Annotated in this window: 11 protein-coding genes; all 11 read left to right on the forward strand. The window is 46.2% G+C overall.

Annotated features, from left to right (window positions below; translation table 11 throughout):
* Positions 1–1894 precede the first annotated feature (1894 nt).
* On the forward strand, positions 1895–3043 hold the full coding sequence (locus ACIDITHRIX25_RS70165; RefSeq protein WP_152625759.1) for a UDP-N-acetylglucosamine--N-acetylmuramyl-(pentapeptide) pyrophosphoryl-undecaprenol N-acetylglucosamine transferase: 1149 nt from the start codon (positions 1895–1897) through the stop codon (positions 3041–3043).
* 52 nt (positions 3044–3095) lie between these two features.
* Positions 3096–4490 carry a UDP-N-acetylmuramate--L-alanine ligase gene (murC, locus tag ACIDITHRIX25_RS70170; RefSeq protein ID WP_201732259.1) on the forward strand — a complete coding sequence of 465 codons (1395 nt, stop codon included), beginning with the start codon at positions 3096–3098 and terminating at the stop codon, positions 4488–4490.
* A complete protein-coding gene (murB, locus tag ACIDITHRIX25_RS70175; RefSeq protein WP_201732260.1) occupies positions 4490–5455 on the forward strand; it encodes a UDP-N-acetylmuramate dehydrogenase in 966 nt (321 codons plus the stop codon). The genes murC and murB overlap by 1 nt, the downstream gene beginning before the upstream one ends.
* Positions 5456–5616: 161 nt before the next feature.
* Complete coding sequence (locus ACIDITHRIX25_RS70180; RefSeq protein ID WP_201732261.1) at positions 5617–6429, forward strand: cell division protein FtsQ/DivIB; 813 nt, start codon at positions 5617–5619, stop codon at positions 6427–6429.
* 1344 nt (positions 6430–7773) lie between these two features.
* The gene (gene ftsZ, locus ACIDITHRIX25_RS70185; protein WP_201732262.1) at positions 7774–8961 is read left to right on the forward strand and encodes a cell division protein FtsZ; all 1188 of its coding nucleotides are present in this window, start codon (positions 7774–7776) and stop codon (positions 8959–8961) included.
* Positions 8962–9461: 500 nt separating this feature from the next.
* Positions 9462–10223: a purine nucleoside phosphorylase YfiH/LACC1 family protein gene (locus tag ACIDITHRIX25_RS70190; protein ID WP_201732263.1), complete on the forward strand. Its 762-nt coding sequence runs from the start codon at positions 9462–9464 to the stop codon at positions 10221–10223.
* Positions 10224–10282: 59 nt separating this feature from the next.
* Entirely contained in the window at positions 10283–10945 is a 663-nt protein-coding gene (locus ACIDITHRIX25_RS70195; protein WP_201732264.1) for an alanine racemase, read from the forward strand.
* Between the two features lie 166 nt (positions 10946–11111).
* Positions 11112–11747, forward strand: a complete 636-nt coding sequence (locus ACIDITHRIX25_RS70200; RefSeq protein WP_052603935.1) for a cell division protein SepF — start codon at positions 11112–11114, stop codon at positions 11745–11747.
* Positions 11748–11757: 10 nt separating this feature from the next.
* Positions 11758–12030 carry a YggT family protein gene (locus ACIDITHRIX25_RS70205; RefSeq protein ID WP_201732265.1) on the forward strand — a complete coding sequence of 91 codons (273 nt, stop codon included), beginning with the start codon at positions 11758–11760 and terminating at the stop codon, positions 12028–12030.
* 181 nt (positions 12031–12211) lie between these two features.
* On the forward strand, positions 12212–12886 hold the full coding sequence (locus ACIDITHRIX25_RS70210) for a DivIVA domain-containing protein (protein WP_201732266.1): 675 nt from the start codon (positions 12212–12214) through the stop codon (positions 12884–12886).
* Between the two features lie 1119 nt (positions 12887–14005).
* Positions 14006–17107 carry a fibronectin type III domain-containing protein gene (locus tag ACIDITHRIX25_RS70215; protein WP_213333385.1) on the forward strand — a complete coding sequence of 1034 codons (3102 nt, stop codon included), beginning with the start codon at positions 14006–14008 and terminating at the stop codon, positions 17105–17107.
* Positions 17108–17262 lie beyond the last annotated feature (155 nt).

Raw genomic sequence — 17262 nt, forward strand, 5'->3', positions numbered from 1 at the left:
AAATGTTGATTCAAATTCTTGCCCTTCGGGTTTGTTTATTAAGTAACTTTGGGTTGTTACTGCTTCGATTCGATGCGGATGGTAATGAAGTTAATGGCAGGTTTTGGGCGATAGCGAAATCAAAAAAAAGTAGTTACGGTCGAAAATTATCAGGAACAATAGCGCCGACTTATCGTAATATTTGGAGTTTACCATTAGTGTGATGACACTAGTCTCCGGAACGCTCCAGTCCATAACAAGCGGTATTCCAATTCTGAAGGTCATCATCGCCTTGGATCTGTGATTTTGCTATTTTGGGACGGCCTTGGCTTTTTTGGCTTCCCCTTCATCATTTGGATCATCAAGACCTCATAACCGGTGCCTTCTCCCTGTGGTCGTGAGAGTACTCCTCGAAGTGCTCCTCGAAGTGGTCGCGATTTGTATTTCATAGAGATGTAATTAGCTGCTGTTGAGCAGCCATCGACAATTGGTCGTCTTTGACTTGGTCGATGGCTCTTGATAATTGTCGCGTAATGAGTCTTATAATTTGCGGTGATTGGTTAGGAGATAGGTTGTTTGATGACCTATCTTGAATTGATAAAGATGGCAGTAAATGAATATGTTGCTACTTTTTGGCTGACTAAATGGCGGTCATTGCAAATAATTACCATGGTTTATTAAAGTTGAAGATTTGATTCCAGTGACTTATCTATAGGGGCAACTAGAAATCATTTAAAGTTTTTCATGGCTGTGATTAATATCTTAGTATTGTCGCGTTTTGAACTTGGTATTTTATAAGGGTTATTTTAATCGTTGAGAGGTTGGATCTCGCTAGTGAAGGGTGAATTTATTTTTAATATAAAACCTTTTGCCGAAGTAGTCTGTGCTTTGATCTGGCTTTGATCTGGCTTTGATCTGGCTTTGATCTGGCTTTGATTTACATGGTAGGGGTTTCGGCAGGTGGTTCTTGGCTGTCTGCGAGTAAGGCTGTCTGCGAGTAAGAAAGTGACTCCTTGAGGGTTGCTTGTCCATGTGACTACAGTCTCAATAGACCTGTAGCTTCAATCGAACTGCCAAGGAGAAAGCTGTTGGATGGAAGATCATCGTCGTTTCTCTTCCTCAGGTCTCTATATCAGCTATCGCGTCGATTTCTTAGCGGCAAGAGACGATCGACAGAGCTGATCGGCAGAGATTAAAAAGCTTGGCAACGAATCCTCCCATAGAGCGAGTTGGGTCATGCATATGAGGTGGATATGCTAGTTGACCCTATCTGTTGAGGCAATTGTGCTACTGCGATTAGAAGATTCAAAGAGTGCTAGGGCTTGATTTTTGAAGGTGACTTTGATGGTGATTTTGAAGGTAAAAATTGTCCCATTGCTATCAACCTTGGAATTTGGACTTTCTTGTTGAGCGAGTAATCACACTTTGTTTTTGATTTGCCTTAGCGCTAGGGCATGTGATTGCTATCTCGTTAGTGCGTATTCATATTTTATGTTGCTAATAGTGTTGCTAACAAAGGTCTTTGAATGCCCTTGATTAATTGGCCTCGGTAAAGCTGAGGCCTTTGGATCTTATTTGAGCGGACTTTGACGCATTGGTTTGGCCTTTATTGTCGCCATTAAATCTTAGTGGATGAACCGTTGAGTGATCGATTACATTGCGACCATGGATGCGAAAACCTAACTCAGGGCGCAAGCCCGCCAAGGCATTAGGCGCTAGGGTTATTCTTCAAAAGGAAATCGTCGCTGGCTGTAGTGTGCGCCGGATGCATCTATTGAATAGATGTCCGAGCGCGCAACGAGGCGGCCATAGCGTTGCTTGGTGCGTGCGATGATGGTCCAAAGATGGTGAAATTTTCAAACTCGATTCTCGAGAGTTGCAACTCGAAGTCTTAAAGTTAAAAAGTAGGTACGATATGAAGGTTGTCATAGGTGCGGCAGGCACCGGCGGTCATATCTATCCAGCGGTGGCAGTAGCGCAGTGTCTTGAGGATAGATCGATTTCGGCGAGCGAAATCTGTTTTGTGACCTCTAGTAGGCCGGTCGAGGATGCTATTTTTTCGCAATTGCCCTATGGTAGAGAAAGACTTGATGTAAGGGGAATTACCGCTAGCTCAACAGTACTATCCAAAGTACGAGGCGTTGCCTCCCTTGTATCTGCATCTTTTGCGATAAGGGCTTTGCTCAAGGTGCAGAGGCCGAAGGTCGCCATCGTCTTTGGGGGCTACATCTCAGTCGTTGTTGCACTGGCTAGTTATAGCTTGGGGATTCCAGTTTTAGTAGTGGAGACAAACTCTGTTATGGGGCGAGCCAACCGGTTGATCTCCAAACTAGCCAAGGAGATCTTTTTAAGTTTTGAAGAGTCAAAGATCCATCGGGGCAAGATCGATCCCAATGGTTTTGCGAACCGCTCGGGAGTCCCTCTAAGAAGAGAGATAATGGCTGTCGATGTCTCCAAAGAGGCAAGGCGGGATCTCTTTTCGAAAGCGGGCTTCGAGGTTGATGAGATAGATAGCTTTGTTGTTATCTTTGGCGGTTCGCTAGGTTCAAGAAGAATAAATGATGCAATTATTGCTACCTTATCTAACTTCCCAAATCGCTTCCCAAAGGTGGGCTTTTTTGTTATTACAGGAGAGCGTGACTTCGGGGAGGTTCGACAAGAACTAACAGAAGTATCAAAGGTGTCATCGGCGCAGGTCGTCTTTGAAAACTATAGTGACGAGCTCTATTCATATATGGGAAATGCGGATCTTGTGATCTCGCGCGCAGGTTCGAATACGGTGGCTGAGCTCGACTACTTTGGAGTGCCAGCTATTTTGATTCCGCTTCCGAACTCCCCAGGCGACCACCAGACAAAGAATGCTCGTTGGTATTGCGAGAGAAGCGAGGCAGTCTTTGTAAGAGAAGGCGACTTTTCCCCGGCACTTCTTGGCGACATGATCGAGAAATTGATCAGCTCGCCAACCAAAGTTTTTCACCAAAGTTTTCCCAATAAGCCAAGTGACGACGAAGTTGGCGATGCTGCAATACGGATCGCGAAAAGAGCCATTGATTATGCTCTTTAATAAAGGTTTGTCCGCATAGATCTCTAGGGATACTTCCATGAAAGGAGTCGCCATGAAAGACCTTGTTATGCCGGAACGAGTCCATATAGTTGGCATTGGCGGAGCTGGAATGTCAGCAATAGCTATGGTTCTATCTGAGCGTGGTGTAGAAGTTAGTGGCTCAGATTTGAAGGCGTCGTCCTCCTTTGAGCGGCTCAGGGGCTATGGGGTCGAACTGTATCTAGGCCACCAATCCTCAAACGTTAGAGATGCACAAGTGGTAGTTATCTCATCTGCGATTCGACAGAGTAATCCAGAGGTGCTGGCGGCACTTCAAAAGGGAATACCCGTTTTGGATAGGTCTGAGTTTTTCCCGATTCTCCTAGGCGATAGCAAGGTGATTGGCGTGGCGGGAACACATGGTAAAACCACAACTACATCGATGCTGACACTTTGCCTGTTGGCTGGGGGCCTTTCTCCATCTTACATTATCGGTGGCGAACTGAACGAGACGGGAACCTCTGCAGCTAAGGGTGCTGGGGACTATTTTGTGATCGAGGCCGACGAGAGCGATAAGAGCTTTATGGCGCTAGGTGCTTATGGTGTAATTGTTGGAAACTTAGAACCCGACCATATTGAAAATTACAACGGCTATGAAGACCTAAAAGACCACTTCTTTAGATTTGTCAAGAACGCCGAGGGGCCTAAGTTGATTGGCTCCTATCTTGGAGATGTAGGTGACCTTCTTTCGATAGAGGGCGTTAAAACCTTTGGAGTCCGCGAGACCGATGACTTCTGTATCTCTAATGTCTCTTTTGGGGAGTATCAGACGCACTTTGACCTGAACCAGAGAGGTTCAGTGTCCCAGAGGGTTGAATTAGTGGTACCGGGGATGCATAACGCATTGAACGCTGCTGGAGCGATCGCAATGGCGGTCTCATTAGGTGTCGGGATTGAAGTGGCGGCTAATTCGCTTTTGGAATTTACCGGGGTTTCTCGCAGATATCAGCGAAAAGGGGAGGTTCGAGGAGTTCAATTTATCGATGACTATGCCCATTTGCCTTCAGAGATTCGTGCGGTGATTGAGGCTACGAGGGCTCAATGGCCACATAGTCGCATAGTTGTGGCTTTTCAGCCACATCGTTACAGCCGGACTGCGAGATTGGCTGACGAATTTGGAGACGCGTTAGCCGGCGGGGACTTAGTCATTATAGGCGACGTATATTCCGCAGGTGAGGATCAAATTCCTGGAGTATCTGGTGAGCTGATTGCTGTACATATGAATACCAACCATCCGAATGTTGAGGTTTTGTATCACCCTAGTCGCAGCGATATGGCTGACTTTTCCTTGGCCCTTATTTCAGAGGGCGATATCTTTTTAACACTTGGCGCGGGAGACATCACATCTTTGGCCCAAGAGATGATCGATCGTGCAGGGCTGCGACGGGATGGAGCACAAAGAGGCTGATGGATCACCACTGGAATTTCAATGGTTTGAGAGATGCCCTTGCGCTGGCTGGTTTGTCGATCTGGTCTGATCCATCTCTAGCTTCTCGTACTACTTATCGAGTGGGCGGCTCTACTGCAATTGGTGTAACTCTTGGGACTAAAGAGCACCTTTTGACCTTCTATGAGCTGATCAGAAATGAGGGTGAGATACCGATTTTTGTGATCGGTAATGGTTCGAATTTGTTGGTCTCTGACTCTGGTTTTTCTGGGGTTGCACTTTGCTTAGGGGGTGACTTTGATCGCATTGACTTTGAAGGTTTGTCCGCTAGGGCAGGATCTTCTGTGCATTTACCCATTCTTGCTCGACGGTCGGGCGGCATCGGGTTGAGTGGCTTTGAGTGGGCAGTAGGGGTGCCAGGGTCGATTGGTGGTGCTATTCGTATGAATGCAGGTGGCCATGGTTCGACTATGGCGGATTCGGTTGAATCGATCGAGATCTATGATCCAAATGAGCCTTTGGGCTACAAAAGTTTGAGCGTTAGTCAATGCGGATTTGGATATCGAAGTTCGGGACTGTCACCCACAGCGGTAGTTTTAGGTGCGACGATTCGAATGGTGGAGGGGGATCCGCAGCTGTCCAAAGCCAGAATTAGCGAGATTGTGACATGGCGTCGGAACAATCAGCCAGGTGGGCAAAATGCTGGAAGTGTCTTCGTTAATCCTCCTTCAATAAGCGCCGGTAGCCTCATTGAACAAGCGGGGCTAAAGGGATTTACCTATCGCGGTGCCAGTGTTTCACAAAAGCATGCGAATTTTATTCAGGCAGAGCCCGGAGCTTCGGCCCTTGACGTCATAACTCTTATGGCTAAAGTTCGTGATATTGTCGATGCTAAGTTCTCGATACGACTTCATAGCGAGATTCGATTTTTAGGATTCGACGAGACCTACGGATTGGAAGGGTTAAACACCGTCAAATCTCACTAGGTTGGAGCTCTCTTTGGTGACGATCTCGCCTTAGATTTTCCGAACACTATGGTTGCTGGATATGGGTGGCGTGTTATCTTTGTTTTGTCGATGGATCGTTCCACGACCGATTCGGTCGAATCTCTATAGTACTTTTTGACTAGAAAGCGTTTTTTATAAAATTGGATGATAAGAGTGGAATTGACCCGCGGATAAAGCGTCGAAGGAACCAGATTGCGAAGCGATTTCTCCGGCGTAGAGTTGCTATCGCTCTGGCTTCACTTGGTCTCTTTTGCCTAGGCTACTTGGGGGTCATCTCCTCTCTTTCTATCTTTAAGATTACAAAGACGAATATTGTCATAAAAGGCACTTTGGCAAGTTCTTCTTTTGTCAGCGGGATCGTCTCGAAGTATCTTCACATTAGCTATTTTTCTGTCCCCACAAGTACGATCCAAGCTTTATTGCTCAAAAATCCAAAGATCAATTCGGCCTTAGTTGAGAAGAAGTTTCCAAATACTTTGGATGTGCTAGTCACCTCTGCCCAGGCAACTTTTGTCGTAGCCACAGACTCACTCTCCATTCATCGCATAGTGATAGGTCAAAGAGGACAAGTCCTCCCGGGCGTTACGCCCCCAGTCGCCATGCCAGCAATCTGTAAGGCAACCGACCCCTATGGCGGAGTGATAGTGGACTTTAACTGCGCCACATACACCTCGGTTTCGATGGTGAAACCAGCATTTTCTAGGATTGCATATATCGAGGGGCACCTTGGTGGTCTATTGAATCTGCCGATTGAATATTTCGTCTTTCCGGGAACAGGTGTGGGGTTTGAGGATTCAAACCATACATTTGTCTACATCTCCAATCAAGATAAGATCAGTGCTACCGTTGCTGAACTTGGACTTTTAGAGAAGGCGACTCCACTTGCCCCAGGAAGCATCTTGGACTTGACCGATATCTCTCATCCGTCGTTGATACCGCCATCTTCTTCCTAGAGGGCCAGGGTAATCTTGGTCAGGTCGCTTAGGCCAAAAGTTACCAAAAGTTAACTGTGTGATTCTGCTGTGTGATGTTTGAATGGGCAAGCGCAATAGATGGATCGAAAGTGGCCTATCGCCTATTGACTCTGGGTTACTCTCTTTCTGGTCTATTTTCTCTGGGTTTTGCATCTTATTCGGCGACGGGTTGGGTGAAGAACGGCCCTTTGTGTCGTTGATTTTGCCGGGGCTGATTCGTTGATAGTGGCCAAGTCAAAAGGGCAGAGGTGCCTTTTGGGGAGCTCTGGACTTATCTAACTCTGAAACTGTCATAAGGGCTCGTCGTTTGATTGACCCTTCAAGATATTCCTTTTCCCAAGCGATGAGCTTGGAATTTGAATTTAAGCGAATCGTTTACCTTCGGGAGAGTGCGATGTTGTCTTGATTATTTTGGAATGGTTTTGGCGTGTAATTGCGGTTTGTGGTTTGGATCGATTCGCTGCGAAAAGGGGCTATTTATTTTTGCGGTAATTGATCTAGGGGCGGTGAATTGGGATTTTGCCCCTAGGAGTTGTGAAAGACGGAAAATGAGAAGGTCCTTATTTGAGGTTGTTTTAGTAAGTTGCGATAAAAGAAACCCCATAAATAGCTTTTGAGGATTTTTAAATTGTGCATGGTAGATATCATTATTATGTGGAATTATTTGATTGATATGCAATTGAATTGTTGCTTTGAAAGATCTCTTGGGCCGATGTTGATGAATTGATCATGACGGTCACTTTTAGTCGCATCGACAGAACATCCAGAGTTGGCGATCTGGTGGCTGGATGGACTTTTCGACTCCGGTGCTAGGTTGATTGTTTCTTGAAATTTATTAAGTATCCATGTCGTAGCTAGAGAATGTTCTGATTTGCGCTTTGAGTGCTCACTTAGTCCACCCAATTACAATGGATACGAAATTATGGAAATACGATCATATTGGCGCGATGGTTGGGCCGCCGGCAATTAGATGGCGCAATTACCAAAGTCGCTAGTCGCTATTTTATAAATAATTATCTCTTGAAAGTTCCTCAAAGTACTGAGAGAATTACATACTCAGCGTTATTAGTGCGCGCAGAGAAGTACTTCCAGAAATGCTTAATTCCTTTAGTGTTCTATCGGTTGGTGGAGAGTTGAAACCGCTAGAATAATCCGCACGGACTTGCGATATCGGCCGCTATGTGTCGAGCCGTAAAAGTTGGAGATTACATCTAGGCATGAACTTACGAGATGGCACGTTCTACGTGGCTATGTTGGGGGGACCTGGTTTGATTCAAAGACTCGGTGCAATTGTCTAAGAGATTTCTGATGGGGTGAATATCGATGATCAATGTCGATTCGCATAATTATGTGGCGATGATTCGAGTGGTGGGTATCGGTGGTGGCGGTAGTAATGCCGTCAATCGAATGATCGACGCTGGGCTTCGTGGAGTTGAATTTATAGTTATCAACACGGATGCACAGGCATTGGTTGGCTCTGATGCAGATATTCAGTTGCAGATCGGTAAGGACACAACCAGAGGTTTGGGTGCAGGCAGTGATCCAGAGGTTGGCAAATTGGCCGCTGAAGATCACCGTGAGGAGATTGAAGAGGCGCTCCGAGGGGCGGACATGGTCTTCATAGCAGCTGGAGAAGGCGGCGGTACTGGTACTGGTGGCGCACCTGTAGTAGCACAGATTGCAAGATCCCTAGGAGCGCTTACCATCGGCGTTGTTACACGTCCGTTTGCATTTGAAGGACGTAATCGCTCAAGACAGGCAGAGGCGGGTATTCTACGCCTTCGCGAAGAGGTCGATACCCTTATTGTGATACCGAACGATAGGATTATCTCAGCTGCAACCGATCGGACCACTCTTGAGGATGGCTTCAAGATGGCAGATGAAGTGTTGATGCAGGGCGTTCAAGGTATCACCGATCTTATAACCAAGCCAGGATTGGTCAATACTGACTTTGCCGATCTTCGAAAGATAATGGAAAATGCCGGAACTGCGATCATGGGCGTGGCCACCGCTACGGGTGAGGATCGAGCAGTCACGGCCGTCAAGCTAGCAACTACCTCGCATCTCCTTGAATCTTCAATGGAAGGTGCTCGGGGTGTTCTGATAAATATCGCGGGAAGTCACGATATCAAGGTTCTAGAGGTGAATCGTGCGGCGCAAGTCGTCCAAGAGTTGGCGCATGAAGATGCTAATATCATCTTTGGAAATGTGATTGATGAGAGTCTCGGGGATTCGATAAGGGTTACCGTTATCGCCACCGGTTTTGGACTCAATGACGCTAAGAGCCAAACAGTCGAATCGATTATGAAGAAAATCGATATTTCTTCAATCGATAAGTTTAATAACGAGGCTAATAGCGCGAGTGTTCGTGGCGGCGCAACTGAAGGGTTGAATGGCGATCACGATTCGTTAGCATCTAAGAAGTCAAGCAATGGCTCCAATCATAAAGCTAACTTTGACGAGGATGACAATGGAGATATCGACGTTCCGTCTTTTTTAAAGAACCTCTAACTTGAAGACTTTTCCCAAATGGGATTAAATTTTACTTTTAGGTAGATCTCTCTGGTCTGTTTTTACCGTTGTTTTGATCGATGGCCTCACTAACGCGCATTGCCGTCTAAGTAATTTATTTGCATCTTAATAATTAGGACCATGCTGAGCTAAGAGATCAGACCAAGAAATCGAGTTTTGAATTCAAGGTGGAGATATTTCGCCAACGATGGATAAGGTTTTACGACGAGGATGATCCTGAGCAGTACTTAACGATACCGGGAGAGGATACTAGGACAAGACAAGACTCAAAGGTCACCTGGGTAGGCATGTGATCCAATCGGTCTATCGGATGTTTCTGTTTTTTGCTTTTTAGCAATCGTCTAGCCGAGGGATCGAATCGAACCTTTCGATCGAGTATTTTGGCAGATGGACCTGAGATAAGCCCGACAGAGATTGTGCTATTTGCTCTTGGTTTCTATTTGGGCATTATCTAACTGTTTGGTCTTGTCCTTGTTTGCGTGAAGGAAGGTACCGCTAGTGACATTAGGCGTTCTTCATATATTGATTGGGGTCTTTTGATGGAGCTTCTTTATCGCCATGCAGATGGAAGGTCCGCCTTTTTCTCGAATCGAAGCGATGGCAACGCTAGGAATAGCGAAGTGGCCGAAAAGCTGATTGTCGCGGCAGGCGGCAGATACCAAAGTCGAGCTTTACTACGTCAGACCCACTCCAGCATCATAAGAGATAGTGCAGAGCTTTCTCAAGACGGTGAAATTGGCAAGGGGCAACTGAGAGAACCTCTAGAGGGAGATGCGATTTTTGTTGATGAACCCCGTTCCGTCCCAATAATCTTGGTGGCAGATTGTGCCCCTGTTGTTATCTTTGATTCTTCCTCATTGTGCTATGTCGCTATTCATGCGGGCTGGCGTGGAATCTATGGCGGCATTATTCAAGGGGCTATCGATCGCTTAAGGGCAGCCGGATCTGGTGAACTGATTGGCGTGGTTGGTCCTCATGCGGGGATTTGTTGTTATGAATTCTCCAGCGGTGACGCCGATATCTTCTCCCAAAAGGTTGGAACCAATGCCAGCGTCCCGCTCGAGGGCGGAGCTGTTGCGCTTGACATCTATGGATCAATTTCGCATCTCTTTCAAAAAAGTGGCGTCCTTCTGCAAAGTACGCGGCCGCCTTGCACGATCTGTGATGAGAGGTATTTTTCATATAGAGGTGGAGATCTTGCCTCTAGAATGGCCATGTTTGTCGTAGGCTCGGATTCATAACTGTGGAAGTAGGGATAATTCTCGAGTTGATCTGCATATCGAACTAGGAGATGGCACCTTTGGAAGACAGATCTGAACTTATCTATGAAAACTACCAAAAGGTAAAAGACAGGGTCCTTCGTGCTGGTGGGTCTCAAGTTAGTGTCGTGGCTGTTTCAAAGCGAATTGACGTTGATGTGATTTCAAAGGTCAATAAATTGGGAATAGTTGATTTTGGAGAAAATTACCCTAATGAACTTTTGGAGAAGGCCACCGTTCTTTCAAATTCCGTTCTCAACTGGCATATGATAGGTGCGATACAAAGTCGTAGAATTCCCAGTCTTGCTGGTGTCGTTGGGGTATGGCACAGTGTTTCGAGGATAAAAGAGCTCGAACTATTGGCTGCTAATGACTCAAAATCAAAGCTTTTTTTGCAAGTTGATTACTCGAAGTTGCAGCAACGGTCGGGATTTGCTGTATCGGAGGTTGAACAGGCCCTAAAGAAGGGATTATCGCTTTCTTTGAACGTAGTCGGTCTAATGACAATAACCCCGGTTGTCTCTATGCCAGAGCGCATTTTTATCTTTAGGGATCTTTATCAACTTGGTAGATCTTTGGATCTTTCGGAATTTTCAATGGGAATGACAGATGATTTTGAGGCGGCGGTCTCAGAAGGGTCTACGATTGTAAGGGTGGGTCGAGCGATCTTTGGGGATCGGGAGATAGTTCAAGGCAAGAACTGACAATATGAACAACTACGAACGTTCATAGAATGTTAAGTATTTTGAGATCATCCTCTAGGATGAATTGCTCGCTTTTAGAATTAAAGATCGTAAATCGTTTTGATTTGGGTAGTAAAGCTCCAATCGGTTTGCAAGTTGGAACATAGATGAAAAGTATGGAGAGATAATGGCTCCCGCTATGAGGAAAGTACTTGAATGGCTGGGTCTCACCGATTCGCCTGAAGAATTTGATCCGGAATATGATCCCCCTTATGGGGTTCGAAATGGTTCCGAGCTCAGAGAAGAAACCTATCCAAGGGGTCCCAACGTTCAGGTTTACCAAGATAATCCGGAACGACCTCCAAGGCAGGCGCCTTCCCAGGTTCACGCCAAGGCACCAGAAAATGCTGCACATGGGGGACGAAATCCCTTTGGCATAGATTCGGATGTCGCCCTCAAAAATGAGGCGAGATCGAGGCAACCAGTGGATCTACCAGATAGAGGTAAGATGGCAAGCGGAATTCCAACTATACGTCCAATTATAAATCAGGTAAAGCCTACAGTTCATATCGTCTACCCCAAGAGGTTTAGGGATGCCACTGAGGTGGCCGATCTTATGCGAGATGGCCTTCCTGTTATTTTGAACCTTCAAAACGTAGAGAGCGACCTGCCAAGACGTATGATTGACTTTTGTTCTGGAGTTACCTATGCTTTGCAGGGTAAGATGGAGCGAGTAGCCGATGGCGTATTTTTATTGAGTCCGAGCAACGTTACTGTTTCTCAAGAGGAACGCGCAAATCTGTCCGAACGCGGAGTATTTTAGGAGTAGAGCATTGAGGATCCTACAGGAAATTCTTTACCGAGGCCTCGAGGTCTATGTTCTAATAATAATTGGACAGATTCTCTTGAGTTTCTTTCCAACACACCCAGGAAGCCCCTTGTATAGGGTCAACATCTATCTCAGAAGAGCCACAGATCCGGTATATCTACCTCTTCGTCGGATTATTCCTCCGGTAGCTTTTGGCTCGGCGGCTCTGGATCTATCTCCACTGATCATCCTTTTGGTAATACAGATTTTGATGAGGATCGTCAACCCGGGCCCCTAGGGTCGAGTTGCCCAAATTTGCGCTCTAGAGCTACTTTGAGGGGCAAGAGTACATCAAAGAGGATCGTCGATTCTCTCATTGGGGTGTGATCGTGCTGCCAAAGGGTACATATGACCGCAATCCTTTGAATTTGTTTGAAAAAACCATCCTTGTAGTTTTGTAAGTTGCTACCCTTTAAAGGATGGACTTTGACGCAAAGGCGATAAGAGAAGCGCAATTTCGCGAGAAGATGCGAGGTTACAACCCAGACGATGTCGATGCTTTTTTAGAGCAGGTTGCAGCCGGTGCTGAAAGTCGTGAAAAAGAGATCAGAGATTTAACTTCCAAACTGCTTCGATCTGAACAAGAGGTCGAGCGATTGAAGGTTCGATTAGCCCAAGCTGAGGCAACTCAAGGTGGTGGCTCATTCCAAGTCGAGCCGATACCGGCACAGGCACCACCAGCCTCTTCTATTCCTGCCGGAGATCGAATCTTGTCGATCTTCCTCCATGCCGAACAATCGGCGGACGAGATCATCGAAAAGGCTAAATTCACCGCTGAGGATACCTTGTTTAGGGCTCGCCAAGAGTCCGACATGATGCGTACAAAGGTTGCGCAAGAGGTAGCTGAGATGCGGGATGCCGAATTGACACGACTCGAGATGGACGTCTCGGATCACAAGAGGCGTAGGGATGAGCTCAAGAGCGATATTAAGCGTTTGGGCGCTGTAGCCTCTGAAGCCCGTTCTACGGTTCGTCTAGCCCTTCACAGTGCGCTTGACGCGGTTGAGAACTCATTTGCTGATTTATACAGCGAAGAGGGCGAGAACCCTCAACTTCCGGAGTCAACAGAGTCTCCGTCGGAGTTCAACGGATAGTTTTTGTAGCTTTGGATGGATCCATTGGTACTTAGGTTGATACTCTTCCTAGGTGCCAATGGGTATTTTATTTTAAAGCCACTTGACAGTCGAGATAGGCTCCTTCTTCCGAGCGGTGAGGGTGAAATGAGCTTTTTTAGTCGTGGCGATGTCATAGGTGGTCGGTGGAGCCCAAATAAGCGATGAAGCGATGGCTTTATACGACTTCGCTTGTGCCGGGTGCAAGAGGATTTTAGCATTTAGATTAATAGTTAGTGGCGTCCAGGATACCTTTTGATTGGATGTTTTCATTGCAGTTTTAGATGGCGAATCGCTACAGCTGTTCTCGCCTTCACAAAATAATTCAAAGGAGAAATGAAGTCAATGGATGGTAACCCACAATCCCGATGAATATATGCGATAGCTGGGACAGAAATTAGCTCATAAGGCCTAAGCTGCGCAAGGTATTGTTCGGTTCGCTCCTGCCTCCAAAGCTATTGAAGGCCAAATTGATAAATTGGTACTATCGGAACGTCTGATATTTTATTTTACTTCTAGGTAGTCCGTTGTCATCTCTCTTTTTCTGGCTCCATCTCTTTTTCTGTTGCCATCTCTCTTCTTCTGGAGTCGTTGGTCGTTGGTTTTTGGTCTTCTGAGATTACTGAGTTTGTGCTGGTTGATGCACGATCGCTTATAACGGGTACTGCCTTATTTAAGCCCATCATTTTTGAGACACTGAGGTCACCAAGACCGATGTGGAGGACTATGAATAGCCACTCTGATTCACACTCGACTGGTTTGTGGCGGGCATGAGTCAAAGTGTAGTTAAAAGAGATCTGGTGAGCCGTGGTATTTTCGAGTGACTACCAAGGGTGACGATCTTTGTTTTTTATATATTGAACTTTGAATTTTTTGCCGAGCCCAAAAGATGCTTAGAAGTAGATGGTTTTGAATAGGTCGATGGGCTCGCCTTGATCCTTATTATGGAATTTTGATTTACGTATTTAAGGACAGCTTATCCGCCAGGTTTATGCGTAGCATGTGATAGCGTGGTTATTTGTTGGGGAATCAAATACTGCTCTTGAAGTTTTTAGAAGTTACCTCTGGGATTGTGTATTTAAATGAAGGGTCGCACCAGATATGTTTAATAGTTGCAACTTACGTCTTTGGCCCTTCAAAGTATTGTCATCCGATAGTGCCAATGAGCATCGTGCCAATAGGTATGGTAACAATAGAAGAATGTGGTCCCTTTTGGGTACTCGAGGTTTGAGGCGTACGCGAGATATAGCGCTGTCAATCGTTTGTCTTTTTGGCATGGTTGGGATTTTGATAGCCGGACCTGGACCAGCTTATGCTGGTTCTTCTTCTATCACAAGGTACGTATCTACGAGTGGAACTGATAACGGTGGTTGTACTTTCGCATCTCCATGTTTGACTATTGCATACGCAATAGCGCAGTCCAATGCCGATGATACTATCGATGTTTTGGCAGGGAACTATAATACATCAGCAAGTGGAACTATCGTCATAGGTAAAGATATAAAGATTCTTGGGGCGGGTTCCTCGACAACTTTTGTAGGTGGAACTGCAAAGAATAAAAGGGTTCTAGGCCCTGTGTTTAGAATAAAAAAGAATACGACTGTTTCAATATCGGGTTTGACCATTCAATATGGCAATGGTATCCACAAGACTCATCCGTCTCACAATGGCGGTGGGGGAATCTACAACAAAGGTAATCTAACTCTTTTCAATGACACTATCTCGCACAATGTGGCTTTACATAGCTCTCTCGGTGGCGGTGGAATCTACAGTGGCGCATCGGGTATATTACTGGCGAAAAATGATGTGATTTCCTACAATCGAGCCAAATCCTCCAAGGGCGGTTTGGGAGGTGGAATTTCTATCGATGGAAAGGCAAAACTTATAGGCGATAAGATCTCACACAACCATGCTCGCGGACAAGATGGCGAGGGTGGCGGACTCTATTTTTCTGGCAGTAAGAGCCTGGTTGCAACCAATGATATATTTAGCTACAACGCAACACCAGGGGCGCTCAGCGGTGGTGGTGGATTGGCCATAAATGGTTCGAGTTCGGCCAAAATTAGTCTGTCCAACGATTCAATCACCCATAATGTCTCCGGTGCACGGGGACAAGGCGGTGGAATCTATATCCTCAAAGGCACAGTGAACTCTAGTTACGACATTATATCGAATAATCGTGTTGGTAAAAACGGCGGTGGTAAATCTGGTTACGGCGGGGCTATCTGCAACTGGTTTGGCACTTTTAAGTCATCTATGGATCAGATAGAGAACAATAGCGCCAAGGGAGGTCATGGCCTTGGGGGTGGAATATTCAGTTATGTTGGCGGCCAATTGAATGATGACGAAATCTCTAATAATAGTGCCTGGTCTGGCGGCGGATTCTATAATGCGGGTTCGGTTACCCTGACGAATACGACATTCTCCGGTAATTTGGCAAAGAAGTCTGGCGGCGGATTCTATAATGCGGGTTCGGTTACCCTGACGAATACGACATTCTCCGGTAATTTGGCAAAGAAGTCGGGCGGCGGATTCTATAATGACAATTCAGCAACTGTAACGAATTCGACCTTCTCTGGTAACAGCGCCCCAACTAGAGGAGGTGGAGCAATCTATGATTCATCCGCTGCAAAAACCACACTTGCTGGGGATATTCTCGCTAATTCCACCTCCGGTGCAGCGTCCACCACTGGATCACCGCCCGCAACTGCTGCAATTACGGCCAACTGTGCTGAAAAAAGTGCGACTAGTAGTTTTTTTGACTTCGGCTACAACCTTTCAAGCGATAGCTCATGTGGATTTACCTCGACATTTTCGCTAAGTACCACTGCTCCCAACCTTGGATCTCTGGTCGATAACTCTGGACCAACTCTAACGATGGCCATTGTGCCAGGTTCGCCTGCTTATGATGTTGTGCCGGTTTCAAGTGGACTTTGTGGTCCGCCTGCAACTTCAACTAGCTTTGTTCCAAGCGGTGCTGTGATACCTTCAAGTGATCAGCGAGGATTTCCTCGTCCAACTGGTGGATCTAGTTATTGTTCTATAGGTTCATTTCAATACCAACCAATAGTTGCTGCCATAACAGTGCCAACTCCCCCAACTCTAACTTCAGCTACCTCCTCGTTGGGCTCGCCGACAGCGCCATCTCCTAGCTCGTCGCCAGCATCTGTAAGTCTTAATTGGAATCCTCCAGCTAACGACGGTGGCTCCGTGGTGAGTGGATATTACATCTACGAAGGTACCTCTGCGGGATCGGAGTCAGCCGTCGCGGTCAATTCATCTCCGATTGTGGGAACTTCCTATGTGATAACAAACCTAAAAGAAGCAACAACGTATTATTTTTACGTAAAGGCACTTAACCAAGCGGGCTTCTCTCAAAGCTCAAATGAGCTTTCGGCTACAACTTCGGCGCTATCTCCGTCCACTTTGACCCCGGCTCTATCTCCATCTGCGATCTCGGAGGGATATAGATTCACAGCTGGAGACGGGGGAGTCTTTGACTACGGATCAGCGGCATTCTACGGCTCGTTGGCTAATAGCCATCTAAACCAACCAATAGTTGGAATCGCCTCCACACCTGATGGAAAAGGCTATTGGTTAGTTGCAGCCGATGGAGGCATCTTCTCTTTTGGAGATGCAACGTTTTATGGTTCACTGGCTAACCATAATCTAAACCAACCAATAGTTGGAATCGCCTCCACACCTGATGGAAAAGGCTATTGGTTAGTTGCAGCCGATGGAGGCATCTTCTCTTTTGGAGATGCAACGTTTTATGGTTCACTGGCTAACCATAATCTAAACCAACCAATAGTTGGAATCGCCTCCACACCTGATGGGAAAGGCTATTGGTTAGTTGCAGCCGATGGAGGCATCTTCTCTTTTGGAGATGCAACGTTTTATGGTTCACTGGCTAACCATAATCTAAACCAACCAATAGTTGGAATCGCCTCCACACCTGATGGAAAAGGCTATTGGTTAGTTGCAGCCGATGGAGGCATCTTCTCTTTTGGAGATGCAACGTTTTATGGTTCACTGGCTAACCATAATCTAAACCAACCAATAGTTGGAATCGCCTCCACACCTGATGGAAAAGGCTATTGGTTAGTTGCAGCCGATGGAGGCATCTTCTCTTTTGGAGATGCAACGTTTTATGGTTCGATGGGATCAATTCCGCTAAATAAGCCAGGTGTTGGAATTGAATGATCGGTCATTTCGGGATCTATAGGTTTCAGGATGGCCCTAGACTGACTCAATTGAATCGAGATCTACTTCTCATTAAATCACCCATTAAGCGTCCGAAGGGATCAGTTAAACTGGTCTTTTTGAGCTGGAGTTGCATTCTTAGAAACTGCTAAAAA

It is taken from the genome of Acidithrix sp. C25, from assembly GCF_904848545.2.

Excerpts from the sequence above, each read along its gene's own strand:
- ACIDITHRIX25_RS70165 (WP_152625759.1), top strand. The coding sequence starts at position 1,895 with ATGAAGGTTGTCATAGGTGCGGCAGGCACCGGCGGTCATATCTATCCA.
- murC (WP_201732259.1), top strand. The coding sequence starts at position 3,096 with ATGAAAGACCTTGTTATGCCGGAACGAGTCCATATAGTTGGCATTGGC.
- murB (WP_201732260.1), top strand. The coding sequence starts at position 4,490 with ATGGATCACCACTGGAATTTCAATGGTTTGAGAGATGCCCTTGCGCTG.
- ftsZ (WP_201732262.1), top strand. The coding sequence starts at position 7,774 with ATGATCAATGTCGATTCGCATAATTATGTGGCGATGATTCGAGTGGTG.
- ACIDITHRIX25_RS70200 (WP_052603935.1), top strand. The coding sequence starts at position 11,112 with ATGGCTCCCGCTATGAGGAAAGTACTTGAATGGCTGGGTCTCACCGAT.
- ACIDITHRIX25_RS70210 (WP_201732266.1), top strand. The coding sequence starts at position 12,212 with ATGGACTTTGACGCAAAGGCGATAAGAGAAGCGCAATTTCGCGAGAAG.
- ACIDITHRIX25_RS70215 (WP_213333385.1), top strand. The coding sequence starts at position 14,006 with ATGTTTAATAGTTGCAACTTACGTCTTTGGCCCTTCAAAGTATTGTCA.